The sequence below is a fragment of the Streptomyces sp. NPDC050619 genome (genome assembly GCF_040654815.1).
GTDB lineage: Bacteria > Actinomycetota > Actinomycetes > Streptomycetales > Streptomycetaceae > Streptomyces.
The window spans coordinates 204775-223152 of the sequence record NZ_JBFAIR010000007.1 but is presented as its reverse complement, the minus strand read 5'-3'; the positions used below and the strand labels follow the sequence as shown (position 1 = coordinate 223152).

The 18378-nt window shown below is 71.1% G+C and carries 2 protein-coding genes (both cut by a window edge); both read right to left on the bottom strand.

What is annotated here, in order from left to right; genetic code table 11:
• Nucleotides 1–6750 carry the beginning of an SDR family NAD(P)-dependent oxidoreductase gene (locus AB0I77_RS14705; RefSeq protein WP_363282904.1) on the bottom strand. It extends 10779 nt beyond the left edge of the window, so only the first 6750 of its 17529 coding nucleotides appear in the window; it begins with the start codon at nucleotides 6748–6750; the stop codon falls past the left edge of the window.
• Nucleotides 6747–18378: the 3' portion of an SDR family NAD(P)-dependent oxidoreductase gene (locus AB0I77_RS14700; protein WP_363282903.1), read on the bottom strand. 2099 nt of this gene lie beyond the right edge of the window; the window shows 11632 of its 13731 coding nt (coding positions 2100–13731); its start codon lies off the right edge, out of view; the stop codon is at nucleotides 6747–6749. The genes AB0I77_RS14705 and AB0I77_RS14700 overlap by 4 nt, the downstream gene beginning before the upstream one ends.

Here is an 18378-nt window from a genome sequence, read left to right as displayed (position 1 = left end):
GAGGGCCTTCACCCACTCCACGCCGACGATGGAGTCCATGCCGAGTTCGACGAAGTTGCGATCGGCGGCGATGTCCCCCGCGTCGAGGAACAGCACGTCGGCGAGGCTGGTGCGCACTCCTTCCAGCAGCACGGCCTTCGAGACCCGGGGACGGTCCGGCGCCAGGGTCACGACAGGCTCCTCGATCGGAGCGGGCACCGCCTCCGCGAGTGCCGGCTGGGCGGGTGCGGACACGGCCAGTTCGCCCCGGACGAAGTCCGCGAGTTCGCGCACCGACGGATGGTCGTAGAGCTTCGTGGCGGTGAGGCCGGTCCCGTACTTCTTGTTGATGGCCTTGATCCACTCCACCCCGAGGATGGAGTCCAGGCCCAGGTCCATGAAGTTGCGGCCGAGGTCGATGTCGCCCTCCGGCAGCTGCAGGACGTCGGCGAGGCCGCTTCTCAGCTCCTGCCTCAGCTCGCCCACGGCCTTCGCCGGGACCGCGTCCGCCCGGGCCCCGGCAGGCTCGGGCGCCGCCACCGGCTCGGCGGGCGGCAGGGCCGTGAAGGCCGGGCCCGCCGGAGCAGCGGGCCGCTCCCCCAGGTCGGCCAGCCGCACGTTCCTCGGTTTGGCGGCCGCCGGCACCGACACGGTCATCGCGTCGGCCGGGTTCCGCAGCGTTACCCGACGGTGTCCGGCGTCGACACCTACCGGCTCCTCGTGCGCCGGTTGCGCTGCCGCGGCGCTGAACGACACGGCCTCGTCGTCGGGCACCGAACGGGTCAGAACGGGACTCTCCCGGTTCACCCAGTACACCTTGCGCGAGAAGGGATAGCCGGGTACGGCCACCAACCGCGGATCGTCGTCGGCGAACAACACCCGCCAGTCGGGGGAGGCTCCCCGGCAGTAGAGGTCGGCCAGCTCCAGGAGCACATCGCGGCGTTCGGCGGCGGTGCCCGCCGCGGCGAGCCTCGCGAACAGCGCCTCGCCGTCGGCGTCCCGCGGCCGGTCCCGGCGGTCGCTCGGCACCCCGCCGAAGCGGACCCCGGGGTGCTGCTCGCCCGGCTCGGCAGCGCCCCGCTCGGCAACGCCCAGCACGGAGACGGCCTCGTCGAGGTCACCGACGACGAACGCACAACGGTGCTCGAAGTGCTGCCTGCGCTCCAGCAGGGTGTGGCTCACATCGGTGAGGGAGACGACGTCACGCTCCGTGGTCCGCAGCGCCTCGCGCAGGTCACGGATGCGGTCGCGCAGCGCCCCTTGGGTCTTCGCGGACAGGGCCAGCAGGCGGGCGGGGGCGTCGGCGGGCCGCGCCACCCGCGCACGGTCCCGGTAACTCTCCACGACCATGTGAACGTTGGTGCCGCTCATGCCGAACGCACTCACTGCCCCGAGCCGCGTCCCGGCGGGGTTCTCCGGCCACGCCTTCAGGGTCTTGTTGACGTAGAAGGGGCTCCGCTGCCAGGCGATGTAGTCGCTGTCCTGCTCGCAGTGCAGGCTCGGCGGGATGACGCCGTGGCGCAGCGACTGGACCAGCGCGATCAGGCTGACGATGCCGGAGGCGGCCAGCGTGTGCCCGACGTTGGGCTTGGTGGAGGTGAGCGCGCAGAACCCGGTCTTGTCCGTGTGCTCGGAGAACACCTCGTTCAACGCGTTGACCTCGACCGGGTCGCCGAGCCGGGTACCGGTGCCGTGGGCGACGACATGGCCGATGTGCTCGGGCTCGATCCGGTGCCGCTCGTAGACGGCGCGGTAAAGGCGCGCCTGCGCCGCGCCGTTCGGGGCGGTGATGCCGTTCGTCCGGCCGTCGTAGTTGATGCCGCTGCCGCGGATCACGGCGAGGATGTCGTCGCCGTCGGCCTCCGCCTGCGCCAGGCGCTTGAACATCACTACGGGGATGGCCTCGCCCAGCACCATGCCGTCCGCACGCCGGTCGAACGCGAAGCAGGCACCGCTCGCGGAGAGCATTCCCGCCTTGCTCGTCTCGGCGAACACGCGGGAGCTCGCCGCCAGGTTGACCCCGGCGACGATGGCGGCGTCGCACTCGCCGTTGCGCAGGCTGGTGCAGGCCTGGTGGGCCGCGGCCAGGCCCGAGGAGCAAGCGGTGTTGACGGCGAGCACGGGTCCGGTGAAGTCGAGCAGGTAGCCCAGTCGTGAGGCCAGGATCGCCTCGTGGTGTCCCGTGATGGTGCCCTCGCCGCCACCCAGGTGCTGGTAGTCGCCCTGCTCCGCGCCGACGAACATGCCGATCCGCTCGTCGCGCAGCTTCCGCTCGCCGTAGCCGGCGGCCTCCAGGACGTGCCACGCCTCCTGCAGCAGCAGGCGCTGTCGCGGGTCCATGGTGCGCGCCTCGCGCGGCGATATCTCGAAGAAGGCCGGGTCGAACTCGCCGATTCCGGGGACGAAGCCGCAGCTCGCCGTCGCGGGGTCCGGGGCCTGCGGGTCGCTCCAGTCGGGGCGCCGGTCCTCGGGGACGGCCGAGAGCACGTCGCGCCCGTCCACGAGGATCCGCCAGAACTCGTCCACCGAACGGGCAGCGGGGAACCGGCCGGTCATGCCGATGACGGCGATGGGTTCCGGTCCCGGCTCCGGGCTCGGCGGTGCGGGGGTCGCAGCCGGGGCCGCGACCTCGGGCCGGTGGTCGGCCACGGCCGGGGCGGCCTCGACCGCGGGCTCCGCCCGGTAGCGGTTGTGGAGGTGGTCCGGGTGTTCGGCCACCAGGTGCGCCACCAACGTCTGCGGGGTGGGGTGGGAGAAGAACACCGAGGGGAGGACGTCGACACCGAAGTGCGTGGTCATCGCGTTCGCAAGCCGGACCAAGGTGATCGAGTCGAAGCCGAGTTGGGCGAGGTTCTCGTCGGCGTGGATCTGGTCGCGGGGCACCCGGACGGTCTCGACGATCAGCGTCTCGAGGTCGGCCAGGACGCGGGCCGCGAGGTGCTCGTGGTCCGGTCCGGCGACCGCGGCACCGGTGGCGGCGTCCGACGTGCTCGGCTGCTCGGGCGCTGCGGGCGCTGCGGACACAGCCGGCACGACAGGCGCTGCGGAGCCGGCAGGCACTGTCGGCGCCGCATCGATCCCCAGCAGACGGCGCAAGCGCCGCGGTTCACCGGCCATGACGAGCGTTTGCGGCGCGCCCTGGCCGATGAGCTGCTCGAAGAGCCGGATGCCCTCGGCGTTCTCCAGCAGGCGCTGGCCGCTGGAGGTGAGGTACAGCTCGGTGGCCCGCCCGTCGTCGAAGCCCATCTCGCCATCGCGCCACAACGGCCAGTTGATGGCGACGGTCGCGCCCGAGCGTGTTCCCTGGCGGACGCGCTCGTCGCGGTGGTGGGCGTACAGCGTCTGGAACCGGTTGCCGACGGCGTAGTCGCAGCTGCCGAAGTCCCCGAGAAGGGCGGAGGACGACGAGAAGTAGCAGACGAAGTCGAGGGGTTCGTCCGCGAGGACCTCGTCAAGCACGAGTGTGCCGTCCACCTTGGCGGCGAGCAGCCCCTGGAAGGCGTCGGCGTCGTGGGCGAGCACGCTGCCCGCGCCGGGGGCTCCGGCAGCGTGGATGACGCCGTCGATCCCGCCGAAGCGCTCGTGCGCCGACCGGACGACCTCTCGCATGGCCCGCCGGTCGGTGACGTCCGCCTGCTCGTAGTGGGCTTCGCCACCCAGTGAACCGATGTGGGCGATCCGCCGCGCCCCGTCCGCGTCGAGGGGCGACCGGCCGGTGAGCACCAGCCGTGCCGACCGGGTCCGGGCCAAGTGCTCGGCGAACAGCAGCCCCAGCGCCCCCAGGCCACCGGTGATCAGGTAGACGCCGCCCTGCTTCAGCAGGTCCTTCCCGGCACCGGCGGTGGTCGGGCGGACCCGGCTCACATGGCGCGTCCCGTCGCGGTACAGGGTGCTCGCGGGCTCGGTGAGTTCGGCGCTCAGGCGCGCGAACCAGTCGGTCATGGTCGTCCGGGCGCTCGTGCCCCGGGCGTCCTCGATCACCGCGGCGAACCTCACTCCGGGCAGGACCTGGCCGAGGGAGCGTTCGAACCCCATCCACGACTCCGCGTAGGCGCGCTCGACCCCGTCGCGAAACTCGCCCGCCTGCAGGACATGCCGGACGCCCGGCTTCGCCGTCGCCACAGCCTGCAGCAGATGGACGGTGTCGGTGTAGGACCACGGTCCTACACCTTCCTCGACCGGCCACAGGTTGAGTAAGCCGTCCACGGGGCCGAACCGCTCGCGGATCTCCGCGAAGACGCGGATCCAGTCGGCCTGTTCCCCTGCGTCCACCGCCCAGCGGCGTCGCCCGACATCACCCGAGGCCGGTGTCCGCGAGACGAAGACGAGCGTCGCCTCGGGACCGGTCTCACCGGCGGATCGCTCCAGCTCCGCCTGGTTCCCGGGGTCGGAGCACAGGCACACCAGGGTCCTCGGTCCGGCGTGCTGCCGGACCGCAACGCCCACGGGCTCCCAGAACTCCTCGAACACGAGGGCCTCGGCGGTGTCCTGCCGCAGGGCACGGGCAGTGGCGGAGGTGTCGATCCAGTGGCGCTCCCTGGCGAACGGGTAGGTCGGCAGGGCGATGCGCGGCGGCGTCTCGTCGCCGTGGAGCACGGACCAGTCGACGGCGGCACCCCGCACCCACATGTCCACCAACTCGGCGGGATCGCCGGACACCACGGCGTCAAAGGGGCGCTCGGAGCCCTGGACCGCCTGGCCGCGCGCGAGACCGTGCTCCGCCCCCGCGACGAAGTCCCTGAGGCGGGACAGCAGTTGAGTCATGGAGTTGGTGACGATGCCGAGCCGCTCCCGCATGGCCTCCCGGCCGACCTGCGAGGTGTGGGCGAGCGAAGGCAGATCGGCGGAGGAGAGCCTCTCCCTCTCGATCCAGTCGGCCAGGTCGGCGGCCTTCGCCCGCAGCCGCTCGGCACTGCGCGCGGAGAGCACGACCGCCACGGGTGTCTCGGGCGTACGGGCGGCGGGCGGCTCCGCCCGGTACTCCTCGACGACCAGGTGCGCGTTGGAACCGCCCGCCCCGAACGACGAGATCCCCGCGATACGGGGGAACTCCCGCTCCGCCTCGTCGACCACCAGCACGGGCCGCTTCCACTCGGCCAACGACTGCTGCACGGAGAAGGGGCTGCTCGGGAAGTCGATGTGCGGGTTCAGCTCCGCGGAGTGCAGCGACGGTGCCAGCTGCCCGTGCTTCATCTGCAGCAGCACCTTGGTCAGACCGGAGATGCCCGCGGCGCTCTCCGCGTGTCCGATGTTGCTCTTCACCGACCCGATGGCGCAGAACTGGTTGTCCTGGGTGTGCTCCCGGAACGCTCGCGTGAGCCCGGCGATCTCGACGGGATCGCCGAGCGAGGTCCCCGTGCCGTGCGCCTCGATGTAGCTCAGCGCGCGCGGGTCGACCCCCGCCTGCCGCCAGGCATCGGAGATGGATCGGGCCTGTGCCTGCGGGCTGGGAACGGAGTACCCGTTCGTCCGGCCCCCGTGGTTGACCGCGATCCCCTTGATGACCCCGTGGATGCGATCCCCGTCGCGCACGGCCTGGGCCAGCGGCTTGAGCAGGACGGCGCCGACACCCTCGCCGGGGACGTAGCCGTCGCCGCCCTCGCCGAAGCTCTCGCACCGGCCCTTGCTCGACACGAACTTGCCCTGCCCGAGCATCAGGTACTTGTTGGGGTGGACCGACAGGTTCACCCCTCCCGCGATCGCGATGTCGCACGCGCCGGACTCGATGCTCTGGCACGCGAGGTGGATGGCGGTGAACGATGACGAGCACATCGTGTCGACGCTCATGCTCGGACCGTGGAAGTCGAAGAAGTACGACACCCGGTTGGCAACGGCCGAGGAATTGCCGGACAGCGCCACGGAGTTGCCCAGGACCTGCTCCTGCGCGCCGTAGAGCTGGTACTCCTCGTACATCACCCCGACGTAGACGCCGACTCGCGTCCGGGCCCCGTCGCCGGGCGGGGTGTTCAGCCGTTCGGGGGTGTAGCCCGCGTCCTCGACGACCTCGTAGGCACACTGCAGGAACAACCGCTCCTGCGGGTCCATCAGCTTCGCCTCGGGCGGAGAGATGCGGAAGAACAGGGAGTCGAACTCGTCGACGCCGTCGACGAATCCACCCCACTTGCTGTAGGTCTTGCCGGACGCGTCCTTGTCGGCGTCGTAGTACACGCTCTGGTCCCAGCGGTCGGCCGGGATCTCGGTCACGCAGTCGCGGCCCGCGGCCAGGTTCTCCCAGAACTCCTCGAGCGTGCGGGCCTTCGGGTAGCGCCCGGCCAGCCCGATGATCGCGATGTCGAGTCCCGCCGTCGGGCTCTGCGGCGCGGGCGGGGGTGCGGCCGGGAGCGTCCGCGGCTCGTCGAACCGCGTCGACCACCTGCTCGTCCTGAGCGGCTTGCGCGCGAAGGCGGACCGCGTCGGTGCGACGTCCCTGCCCCGGGTGCGCGCCGGGGCGGGGTCGGCGGCGGCACCCGCGTGCCCGCTGTCGGGCTCCGCGCCCAGGTACCGGGCCAGCTCGGGCCCGTGCGTGGCGAGGAAGTGGCCGGTGAGCGCGCGGATGTCGCGGAACTCGAAGAACAGGGTCTTCGGCAGCGACCCGAAGACGTCCTCCAGTTCGTCCGTCATCCTCATCATCATCACGGAGTCCAGCCCCAGGCTGTCGAACGCCGCACGGGCGTCGATGCGGTCGGCCGGGAGCTTGATGACCTCGGAGAGGACGCGCGTGAAGAACGCCGTCGCCTTGGCTTCGAGGGTGCTGGTGTCCTTGTGCGTCACTGATTCGTCCCGGCAGCAGAGGAGGAAGGGGAACTGTGGTACGAAGCGGATGAGCCGGTGTCGCCGACTCCCGCGCGGCCCGGTCCAGGAGCGACCATGACCTGGCTGTGTGTCGAGGCGAGGACACGGTGGAAGGCCGAGACCCCGGACGCCGTGTCGAGGGGAACCACGCCGTGACGCGAGCGCAACATCGACCGCACTTCCGGTGACACGCCCATCCCCCCTTCCTCCCACAACGGCCAGTTGACGGACAGGCTGTGCCCGGAGCGCTCCCCCCGGGCCACGAGGTCCTGGCGGTGCCAGGCGTAGGCGTCCATGAACGCGTTCGCCGCCGCGTAGTCGGCCTGGCCGGCGTTGCCGAACGCCCCGGTGGTGGACGAGAACGTCACGAAGAAGTCCAGCGGCAGCGTGGCCGTCGCCCTGTCCAGGTTCACCACCCCGGACACCTTCGGGGCCAGGACGTCCACGAAGTCCTTGGCGCGCTTGGTCAGGATGAAACCGTCCCGCGTCACTCCGGCGGCGTGGATGACGCCGTCGATCCGGCCGTGCGTCTCCACCAGGGTGTCCACCAGGGCGACGACCTCGGCCTCGTTCGCGACGTCGGCCTGCACGTAGTGCGCCGTCGCACCGTGTGACTCCAGCTCCCGCAGCGCTTCCCGCACCCGCGGGTCCACCGGGGAGCGCCCGGTCAGCAGCAGCGTGGCGCTGCGCGTCCGCGTCGCGATCTCCCGCGCGAAGACCAGACCCAGCGCTCCCGTCCCACCGGTCAGGAGGTAGACCCCGTTCTCCTTCCACGGAACCGGGGGGACGTCGGCGGTGCCGTCGCCGTCCTCGATCCAGACAGGCACTTCGCGCCGCGCGTCGATGTACCGCACGATCGTGTCGTCGGGGTGGGCACGGTTCTCCCGCACCCGCTCGACCGCGGTCTCGGGCGTGTCCGTCTCCTCCAGGAGGATGACCTGCGTCGAGACGTTGGGGTTCTCCATCGTGGCCGTGCGCAGCAGCCCAGCGAGTCCGGACAGCGGAGCGGATGAGGGGCCCTGGCCGATGACCAACTGGATGCCGGCCCGGCCCGCGGACGCGCCGCGCAGCACGGAACGCACGTGATCGAGGGCCTGTAGCCCGTACGCGGTGTACTGCCCGTCCAGTTCCTTGTCCCCGGAGGTCAGCACGACGGCGTTGTCGTGCTCGGACAGCAACGCCGCCACCCCCGGCATCTCGACGAGAAGCACGGTGCGCCGTACGTCGTCGTCCTGCGACAGGACGTTCGTCACAGGACACGCCTGCCATTGCGGGTGCAGCAGCGCCCGGACGTCGGTCGGCTCCTGCGTGCGTTCGACCGGTTCCCCCTGTCCCGAGGGCCCGTCGAGAGCGCGGAGGGACAGGCCACCGATCCGGACGCGCACGCGGCCCTGATCGTCGGCCAGGTCCACGTCGAGCTTGTGGAGCGCGGCGTCGCCCGGCTGTTCGGCACTGGGGCGGACCAGCGCCCACATGGCGGTCGTGCTGCTGTCGAGGACGAGGACGTCGTCGATCGCGAAGGGCACGAGCAGAGCGTCTTCCCGCCGCGCCCCCAGGCTGCCGATCACACCGATCGACGCCTGAAGCGCCGCGTCGATGAGACTCGGGTGCACCGTGTACTCGCCCAGCGTGTCGTGGACCGGAGCGGGCAGCACGAGGTGCGCGAGCGCCTGGTCCTGCCCGACCCAGATGTGCCGGACGCCCCGGTGCGACGGGCCGTAGGTGATGCCGGCGGCGCTGTACGCCTGGTAGCACTGCTCGGAGGTGAGTTCCGCGTGGTCGCAGGCATCGCGGAGGGACTGCAGGTCGAGCACCGCTTCCGCGGCTCCCTCCGCCAGGTAGACGGCACCTTCGCCGTGCACGACCGGTTCCGCGTCGTCGGCGGTGCTGTAGACCCGGAACCCGATGTCGCCGTCGGCCTGCGGGCGCAGGCCGACGTGTACTTCCCGCGGCTCGCCGTTCACCTGCAGCGGCTGCGCCAGGACGACGTTCTTCAGTGCCACCGGCGCCGACGGCTCGGCCTGGGTCCGGCAGATGATGCAGGTCGCGGCGACGGCCATCTCCAGCAGGGCCGCGCCCGGCATGAGCTTCGCGCCGTTGATGACGTGGTCGCGCAGGAACGGCTCGTGCCCGGTGAACACCGAGGTGAACCGAAGCTCCGCCAGGTCCGAGGTGTTCTCGTGCACCAGGGGGTGCAGCACGCGTGGCCCCTGAGTGTCCACACCCCGGTTGTCGAACGGGAAGTAGCGCTCGCGGCTGAACGGGTAGGTGGGAAGTGCGACACGTCGCGGTGTCGCGCCGCCGGGGTAGAGACGGTGCCAGTCGACGGGGACGTCGTTGACCCACAGTTCGAGCAGCTTGCCGTACCTCCCCTTCTCCGCCCAGGTCGTGATCAGGGTGTCGAGGTCGGCGTCCTGGGAGAACAGCGCGGAGACGGTGTTCTCGCCCTTGGCCCCGCTGCGCACGATGTCGTCGGCGGTGATGTCCGCGAGAACGTGGTGGAGCTTGTCGACGAGGTCCCGTGTGGAGGTGGCCAGGATGCCGAGGCGCTCCGGCAGCGGCTCACGTCCGACCTGCAGCGTGTACGCCACGTCCGTCAGGTCGAGGTGGGCGTTCTCCGGAACTGTCAGCCATTCGGCGAGGTTGTGGGCCACCTCGCGCAGCTCGTCCCCGGTGCGCGCCGACAGGGGGACGACGGCGGGGCCCACGGCCGCGGGGGCGGGCTCACCTGGTGCGGGGAGGTACTCCGAGACGATGACGTGCGCGTTGGATCCGCCCGCGCCGAAGGAGGAGATCCCGGCGATCCGCGGCGTGGCGGGGTCGGGCGTCCGCCAGTCGGCGAGTTCGCGTTGGACGCTGAACGGAGTGCTGGTGAAGTCGATGTTCGGGTTCAGCGTCTCCGCGTGCAGGGATGGGGCGAGCTTGCGGTGCCGCAGCTGGAGCAGGACCTTCGTGAGACCGGCGATCCCGGCTGCGCTCTCCGCGTGGCCGATGTTGCTCTTCACCGATCCGATGGCGCAGAACTGGCTGTCCTGGGTGTGCTCACGGAAGGCCTTCGACAGCCCGGTGATCTCGATCGGGTCGCCCAGCGCGGTCCCCGTACCGTGGGCCTCGATGTAGCCGACCTCGCGGGCGCCGACACCCGCCGCCCGCAGCGCGTCGGCGATGGTTCCGGCCTGGGCCTGCGGGTTCGGCACGGTGTATCCGTTGGTCTTCCCGCCGTGGTTGAGCGCCGTGCCCTTGATCACCCCGTAGATCCGGTCCCCGTCCGCGACGGCCTTCGCCAGCGGCTTCAGCAGGACCGCGCCCACGCCTTCGCCCGGGGTGTAGCCGTCGCCGCCCGCACCGAAGCTCTGGCAGCGTCCGGAGCTGGAGACGAAGTTGCCCATGCTGAGCAACAGGTACTTGTTCGGGTGCAGCGACAGGTTCACCCCGCCCGCGACCGCCACGTCGCAGTCACCCCACCGGATGCTCTGGCACGCCAGGTGGATCGACGTCAGCGAGGACGAGCACATGGTGTCCACGCTCATGCTCGGGCCGTGGAAGTTGCAGAAGTACGACACCCGGTTCGCGATGGCGGCGGCACTGCCGCTGACCGCGAGGGGATCGCCGAGCGCCTGGCTCTGCGCGCCGTAGAGCTGGTACTCCTCGTACATCACGCCGACGAAGACCCCGACCCGGCCGTCCAGCACGTTGCCGGTGCGGGTCCTCACCGACTCCCGGACGTACCCGGCGTCTTCGAGGGTCTCGTGCACGCACTGGAGGAACAGCCGTTCCTGCGGGTCCATGATCTCCGCCTCACGCGGAGAGATGTTGAAGAACAGCGGGTCGAACTCGTAGGCGCCGTCGACGAACCCGCCCCACTTGCTGTACGTCTTCCCCGCGGCCTGCCGGCCGGCGTCGAAGTGGCGGTCGTGCTCCCACCGCTCGACGGGGATCTCGGTGACGCAGTCCTTGCCGGCAGCCAGGTTTCGCCAGAACTCGTGGACGTCGTGCGCCTGCGGGTAGCGGCCCGCCAGGCCGATGATCGCGATGTCGGCCGGCCCCGACGGAGCCGTGCCCGCCGCGGGCACCTCGGCTCGCGGGCGCCTGCCGCGCTCCCGCCAGGCGCCCGCCTGCCGGGACGCGGTCTCGCGGGTGGGCCGCTCGCCCGCCGCGACGGCCGGTGCACGGCTGCTCCCGGTGGAGACGAGTGCGCGCACCTTGTCCGGGTGGGCGGTGACGAAGTGCCCGGCGAGGGCCTCGATGCTCTGGTACTCGAAGAGCAGGGTCTTCGACAGCGACCCGAAGACCTCCTCGAGGGCCCGCGTGAGGTCCATGGTCATCACGGAGTCGATGCCGTAGTCCTCCAGCGACGCCTCGGGGTCGATCCGGGCGGCGGGCAGGTTGATCACCGACGACAGCAACTTCGTGAGGTACGCCGCCGTCGCACGCTCGATGCCTTCCCCCGTGGGATCGGGCTCGACTACAGCGGGCTCGACTTCGGCGGGCTCGACTTCGGCGGACTCGATCCCGGCGCGCTCGTCGCCGGTCAGGGCATCGGCGGCGGGCGCGGCCGGGGCGGGCTCGTGCCCGTCTGCCGGGGCGCCGATGAGGGCCGCGAAGCGCTCGGTGTCGCCCTCGAGGACCATGACCTGGTCCTCGTCGGTGGTCAGCGCCCGGTGCAGGGCGCTGATCCCGCTCCGGGTCCGCAGCGGAACCATGCCGAAGTTCTCGCGCATCGACCGCTCGGTTCCGGCGTCCACACCCATGCCGCCCTCGGCCCACAGCGGCCAGTTCACCGACAGCGTCCGGCCTCGTCGTTCGCCCCTGGCCACCAGGGTGTTGCGGTGCCCGGCGAAGGCGTCCATGAACGCGTTCGCGGCCGCGTAGTCGGCCTGCCCCACGTTGCCCGACACACCGGCGACCGATGAGAAGAGCACGAGGAAGTCGAGGTCGACGTCCCGGGTCGCCTCGTCCAGGTTCGTCAGACCCGCCACCTTCGGCGCCAGAACGGCGCTGAAGTCCGCTTCGTTCTTGTTCAGGATGAAGCTGTCCCGGATCACACCCGCACTGTGCAGAACACCGTCCAGGCGGCCGTGCGCGTCGCGGATCCGGCGCACCAGCGCCCCCGTCTGGGCCCGGTCCGTGACGTCGACCTGCTCGTACGTCGCTTCCGCACCCGACGCCCGCAGCTCGGCGATGACCGCGCCCCGGGCCTCGTCCAGGGCTCCGCGGCCGGTGAGCACGATCCTCGCTCCCTGCACCCGTGCGGCGATGTCGCGGGCGAACAGCACGCCCAACCCACCGGAACCACCGGTGATCAGGTACACCCCGGCGTCCTTCCAGGGCACCGCCACGTCACCGTCGGCGGCGGGCAGCTCGCGCCACCGCAGCACCTCACGGGCACCACCGCGGTAGCGCACCACCGCGTCCTCCGCCGCGGCGCGGTCGGCCTCCACCCAGGGAACGACCCGCTCCGGGTCCTCCCACGGTTCCACCAGGATGACCTGGCCCGCGACACGCGGGTTCTCCAACCCCGCGGTCCGCACGACACCGGCCAGGCCCGACCACACCGACGCCTCCCCGTCAGCGGGCACCACGACCTGCACGCATACGCCGTCGTGCGAGCGCTCGGCCAGGACCTGCCGCACCACGCCGAAGACCTGCAACGCGTAGTCCGAGAACTGACCGGCCACACCCGACGCGTCGGACTCCATCCGGACGACCCGGGCCCCTGCGCGCGATGCGAGCGCCTCCGCGATCCGGGGCAGCCCGGCGACCACCGTCACCGCGGCAGGCTCACCCTCGCGCGCGCTGCCGTGGTGTTCCTCGCCGACCCAGTGCGGCGCGGCGAGGAACTCCCCGGTCTTGTCGGCCGAGTAGGCCCGCAGGGACAGGCCCTTGAGCCGAACAGCGACCGTCCCGTCGTCGTCGCACAGGTCGATGTCGAGACGGCGGACCGCGGAATCCTCCTGTCGGCCGGTGCTGGGGCGCACCCACGCCCACATGGACCGCGCGCAGTCACTGGTGATCTCGACCTCGTCGACCGCGAAGGGCAGGTGCGGTGTCCCCTCGTCGTCCGCGGTGACCCCCAGAGCGGCCTGTACGGCCGAGTCCAGCAAGGAGGGGTGGAGGCCGTAGCCGTCCAGTGTCGTCCCGACGGTGTCGGGCAGCACCAGCCGGGCCATGACCTGGCCGTCGCCCACCCACAGCCGCTGGATTCCCCGGTGGCCCGGACCGTAGACGATGCCGTGTGCCGCGAACGCGCCGTACACCTGATCGGCTTCCAGCACCGAATCCCGGCACTTCGACCGCAGGCCCGCCAGGTCGACGGTGGTCGGGGAGGTGCCGCCCGCGGCCGCGGGGGGCACGAGCACCACGCCCTCGCTGTGGATCACCGGCTGCGCGGTGGGGTCCTGGTCGGGGTGGCTGAAGATCTCGAAGCCGATGTCGTCCCCGCCGCCCGGACGCAGGCGCACGTGCACCGACAGGGATCGCTCGCCCACGATGACCGGCCGCGTCCAGGCGACGTTGGTGAGGCGGATCGTCCCGTGCGGCTCGCCGTCCAGGGATACCGCCACGGCTGCCCGCACCAGTTCCAGGCAGGCCGCCCCGGAGAGCACCCGCTCACCGCGCACCTGGTGGTCGCGCAGGAAGAACTCGTCCCCGGTGAACAGCGAGCTGAACCGCTGCCCGGCCAGGCTGGACGTGTTCGTGTGCACAAGGGGGTGCAACTGCCCGGCGCCCGACCGCGGCGCCCGGTCCTCGTCCACGGACGGCCAGTAGCGCTCGCGTTGGAAAGGGTAGGTGGGCATGGAGATCCGGCGCCGCGTGCCGGGACGGTGGAGCTTCGGCCAGTCCACCGCCAGGCCCGCCACCCAGAGTTCGAGCAGCTTGCCGTACTTCTTCTTCTCGATCCAGGCGTCCAACGCCTGCGCCATGTCCTCGTCGACGGCGAACACGTGCAGGCTGTCGTCGGTGCCGCGGCGCTTGGCCTTCGCGCGGTACAGGCCCGGGACGTCCTCGCCGGCGAGGAAGCCCCGTAGCGCCATGGTGAGTTCGCCGCTGGTGGCGACGACGACGCCGAGCCGTTCCTCGAACGCGTCCCGACCGGTCTGCAGGGTGTAGGCGATGTCGGACAGCGCCACCGCCGCTCCGTCCTGGGCGATCCAGTCCAGGAGCTGCGTGGCCTGGTCGCGCAGAGCGGGTTCAGTCCGCGCGGACAGCACGATCGCCACCTCGGCGTCCGGCTCGCCGTCGGGGTGCCGGACCACACGGGCGGGGAGGTACTCCTCCACGATGACGTGGGCATTCGACCCGCCCGCGCCGAACGAGGACACTCCGGCGATCCGCGGCGACTCGGTGCCGTCGGCGGTACGGGAGCGGGTCCACTCGGCCAGGGACCGCTGGACCCGGAAGGGGCCGGACGCGAAATCGATGTGCGGGTTGAGTACCTCGGAGTGCAGCGAGGGAACGAGTCTGCCGTGCTTCAGCTGCAGCAGCACCTTGGTCAGCCCGGCGATACCGGCGGCGCTCTCGGCGTGGCCGATGTTGCTCTTCACCGACCCGATCGCGCAGAACTGGTTGTCCTCGGAGTGTTCCCGGAACGCCTTCGTCAAGCCTGCGATCTCGATCGGGTCGCCCAGCGAGGTGCCGGTGCCGTGTGCCTCCACGTAGGACAGGTCCCGGGCGTTCACACCGGCCTCGCTCAGCGCCCGACCGATCACCTTGGACTGCGCCCGCGGGTTCGGAACCGAGTAACCGTTCGTCTTCCCGCCATGGTTCACCGCCGTGCCGCGGATGACACCGTAGATCGTGTCCCCGTCCGCCTCTGCCCGGTCCAGCGGCTTGAGCAGGACCGCGCCCACACCCTCGGCAGGGACGTAGCCGTCGCCATCGGCGCCGAAGCTCTCGCACAACCCGCGGCTCGACGCCCACTTGCCGCTGCCCAGCATCAGGAACTTGTTCGGGTGCAGCGACAGGTTGACACCACCGGCGACGGCCACCTCGCACTCGGCGTTGACGAGGCTCTGGCAAGCCAGGTGCAGCGCCGTGAGCGACGAGGAGCACATCGTGTCCACCGCCATCGACGGACCGTGCAGGTCGAAGAAGTACGACACCCGGTTCGCGATGGAGGACGGGTTGCCGGACAACGCGACGTTGCGGCCCCGGGCCTGCTCCTGAGCGCCGTACAGCTGGTACTCCTCGTACATCACGCCGACGAAGACACCGACGTCGCCCTCGAGCCCGTCGGCGGAGTGGCGGGTCAGCTCCGACCGCGTGTACCCGGCGTCCTGGAACGTCTCCTGCACGCACTCCAGGAACAGTCGCTCCTGCGGATCCATGAACTCCGCTTCACGCGGGGAGATGTTGAAGAACAGCGCGTCGAAGCGGTCCGCACCGTCCAGGAACCCGCCCCATTTCGCGTACGTCTTCCCCGCCGCGTGCTTGTCCGCGTCGTAGTAGCGACCGTGATCCCACCGATCCGCCGGGATCTCGGTCACGGAGTTCTTGCCCTCCACCAGGTTGCGCCAGAACTCCCGTACGTTCGACGCCCCCGGATACCGCCCGGCCACGCCCACGACGGCCACGTCGATACGCCCCGTGGCTCGCGGCCGCACCGCATCGCGCGCCCGCACCAGAGGACGCTTCCCCGACACCGCGACCGGCTGGGCGACCACGGCAGCGGACGCGTCGGCACCGTCGTCGGTCGCACCGTCGGCGCGCTCCGTCTCCCCGCCAAAAGACCTGTCGGCCACGCCTAGCAACTCGGCCAGTCGGTCCTTGTGCGCCGTCGCGAAGTACCCGGCGAGAGCACGGATGTTCTGGTACTCGAACCACAGGGTCTTGGGCAGCGACCCGAAGTCCTGCTCCAGCTTGTTGGTCAGGGTCATGGTCATGATCGAATCGATGCCGTACACCTCGAAGGCGTCATCGATGTCGATCCGGACGACGGGGAGGCGCAGCTCGGCCGCCAGCACCCCGGCCAGGTACGCGCACACACGCTCGTCCCACGTGCCGTCCGGCCGCCCGGCGCCCGTGCCACGGTCCGGGCCCGGATCCGACACCGACACCGACACCGGCTGCGACACCGGCTGCGGCTGCGGCTCGGGAACCTTGTGTGCCACGTCCGCGGCGGCCCGCGGCACGGGAACCTCGCCGGCGCCGTAAGCGCGTGTGGAGAACCCGGTGAACCGGCAGGACACCACGCCGTCTTCGTCGCACACGTCGATGTCGAGTTTGCGCACCCCACTACCGGGGGTGTCGTCGGCGCTGTAGCGCACCCATGCCCACATGCTGTCGCGGAACGGAGCGAGAATCTCCACCTCGTCCACCGCGAACGGCAGGAACAGCGCGCCGTTTTCGGCATCACCGCTCTCGGCGAGCAGACCGACGGTCGCTTGCACCGCCGAGTCCATCAGGCCCGGGTGCACCACGAACTGACCCAGAGAGTCCGCTGCCTCGGCGGACAGCCGCAACCGTGCGAGTGCCTGGCCGTCGCCGACCACGACACTCTCCACCCCACGATGCACGGGGCCGTAGTCCAGCCCCAGCGACCGGTACTGGGCGTAACAGCGCTCCGCGTCCCACCGCGCACCATCACAGGCGGCCTGCACGCCGTCGACGTCCACCGCCGTCACCGAGCCCGACCCACCCGGCACCGCCGCACCCTGGCAGTGCACCACCTCGCCGTCCACCGAGCCGGGGGACGTCGTGATCGTGAAGCCCACCTCTCCCTCGGACTCGACCACCAGCGTCGTCCGCACCCGCACGGACTCCTCGGCCACCTTGATGGGCCGCGCCCACACCACGTTGCGCAGCCTCAGCTCGTCGACGCCGTCCACCGACGCCTCGACCGCCGCCCGCGCCATCTCCAGGTACGCCACACCGGGCAGCACCCGCTCACCCTGGACGACGTGGTCCCGCAGGAAGAACTCGTCACCGCAGAACACCGAGTCGAAGCGCTGCACGTCCAGGGTCGAGGAGTTCACCTGCACCAGCGGGTGCACCACGCCCACGCTCCGCGCACCGTCGACGCGCGCCACCGCCGTACCCAGGTCACCGACCCAGTGGTGCTCCTTGGCGAACGGATACGACGGCAGGGACACCCGGCGCACCACGCCCGCGCGGGGAAGGGTCTCCCAGTCGAACGCCAGTCCCTTGACCCAGAGGTCCATCAGCTTGGCGAACTTGCCCTTGTCGATCCACGCTCCGACAGTCGTCGCCATGTCGGAGTCGGCGGCGAGCAGCGCCAAGGTCTCCCTGTGCTGCTTGATCTCACCCAGGTGCAGGTCCTCGATGTCGTCGTCGCCTGCGGCGAACGCGGTGAGCTTGCGCGTGAGGTCGGCGAACGAGGCCACGCGCAGCGCGAGCCGCGACTCCATCGCCTCACGACCCACCTGCAGCGTGTACGCGACGTCGGCGAGGCGCAGGTGTCCGGAGTCCTGGCGGCCGAGCCAGCCCACCAGGTCCCCTGCCCGCTCGCGCAGGCGGGCACGGTCCTTCGCCGAGAGCACGACCACCTGCGGGCCGTGGTCGTCCGGGGTGGTGCCCGCCGGGTCCGCGCGGCGGTACTCCTCCACGATCACATGGGCGTTGGAGCCTCCGGCGCCGAACGAGGAGACCCCAGCGACGCGGTTGCGCTCCACCACCGCACCGTCGACCTCGGCCGTGGGGCGCTTCCACTCGGCCAGCTCCCGCTGGACGCGGAACGGGGTCGAGCCGAAGTCGATCTCGGGATTCAACTCCCGTGCGTGCAGACTGGGGGCGATCTGCCCGTGCCGCAGCTGGAGCACCACCTTGACCAGCCCGGCGGCGCCGGCCGCCGCTTCCAGGTGGCCGATGTTGCTCTTCGCCGAGCCGATCGCGCAGTACTGACGGGCGTCGGTGTCCTTCGCGAACGCCCGGGAGAGGCCGCTTATCTCGATGGGGTCGCCGAGGGCGGTCCCGGTGCCGTGCGTCTCGACGAAGCCGATGTCGTGCGCCGACACCCCGGCCTTCTCCATGGCCTCGCGTACCGCTCCGGCCTGGGAGGCCGGATTGGGCACGGTGTAACCGTGGGTCCGGCCGCCGTGGTTGATGCTGCTGCCACGCAGCACGGCGTGGATGACGTCGCCGTCGCGCCGCGCGTCCGCCAGTCGCTTGAGCAGCAGGACGGCCACACCCTCGCCGGGGACGAATCCGGTGCCGCCGACGCCGAAGCTTCGGCACTTCCCATCATCGGAGAGCATCCGCACCCTGGACATGAGGACGTAGCTCGACGGGTGGGCGTAGAGGTTGACCCCGCCCGCGATGGCCGCGTCGCACTCGCCGCGGCGCAGGTGCTCCATCGCCTCGTGGACGGCGCTCAACGACGACGAGCACATCGTGTCGACGGCCAGGCTCGGGCCCTTGAGATCGAGGAAGTAGGACACCCGGTTCGCCACGGCCGCGAACGACGTCACGGGGTGGAGGTTCTCGCCCTGCTCCCACAGCCGCGGCCCGTACAGCTCGAAGCCGGTCTTGGACACTCCGGCGAAGACACCGACCCGTCCACCGTGCAGGTCCGCCAGGCGCTGCCGGGTGTAGCCCGCGTCCTCGATCGCGTTCCAGGACTCCTGGAGGAACAGGCGCTCCTGGGGGTCC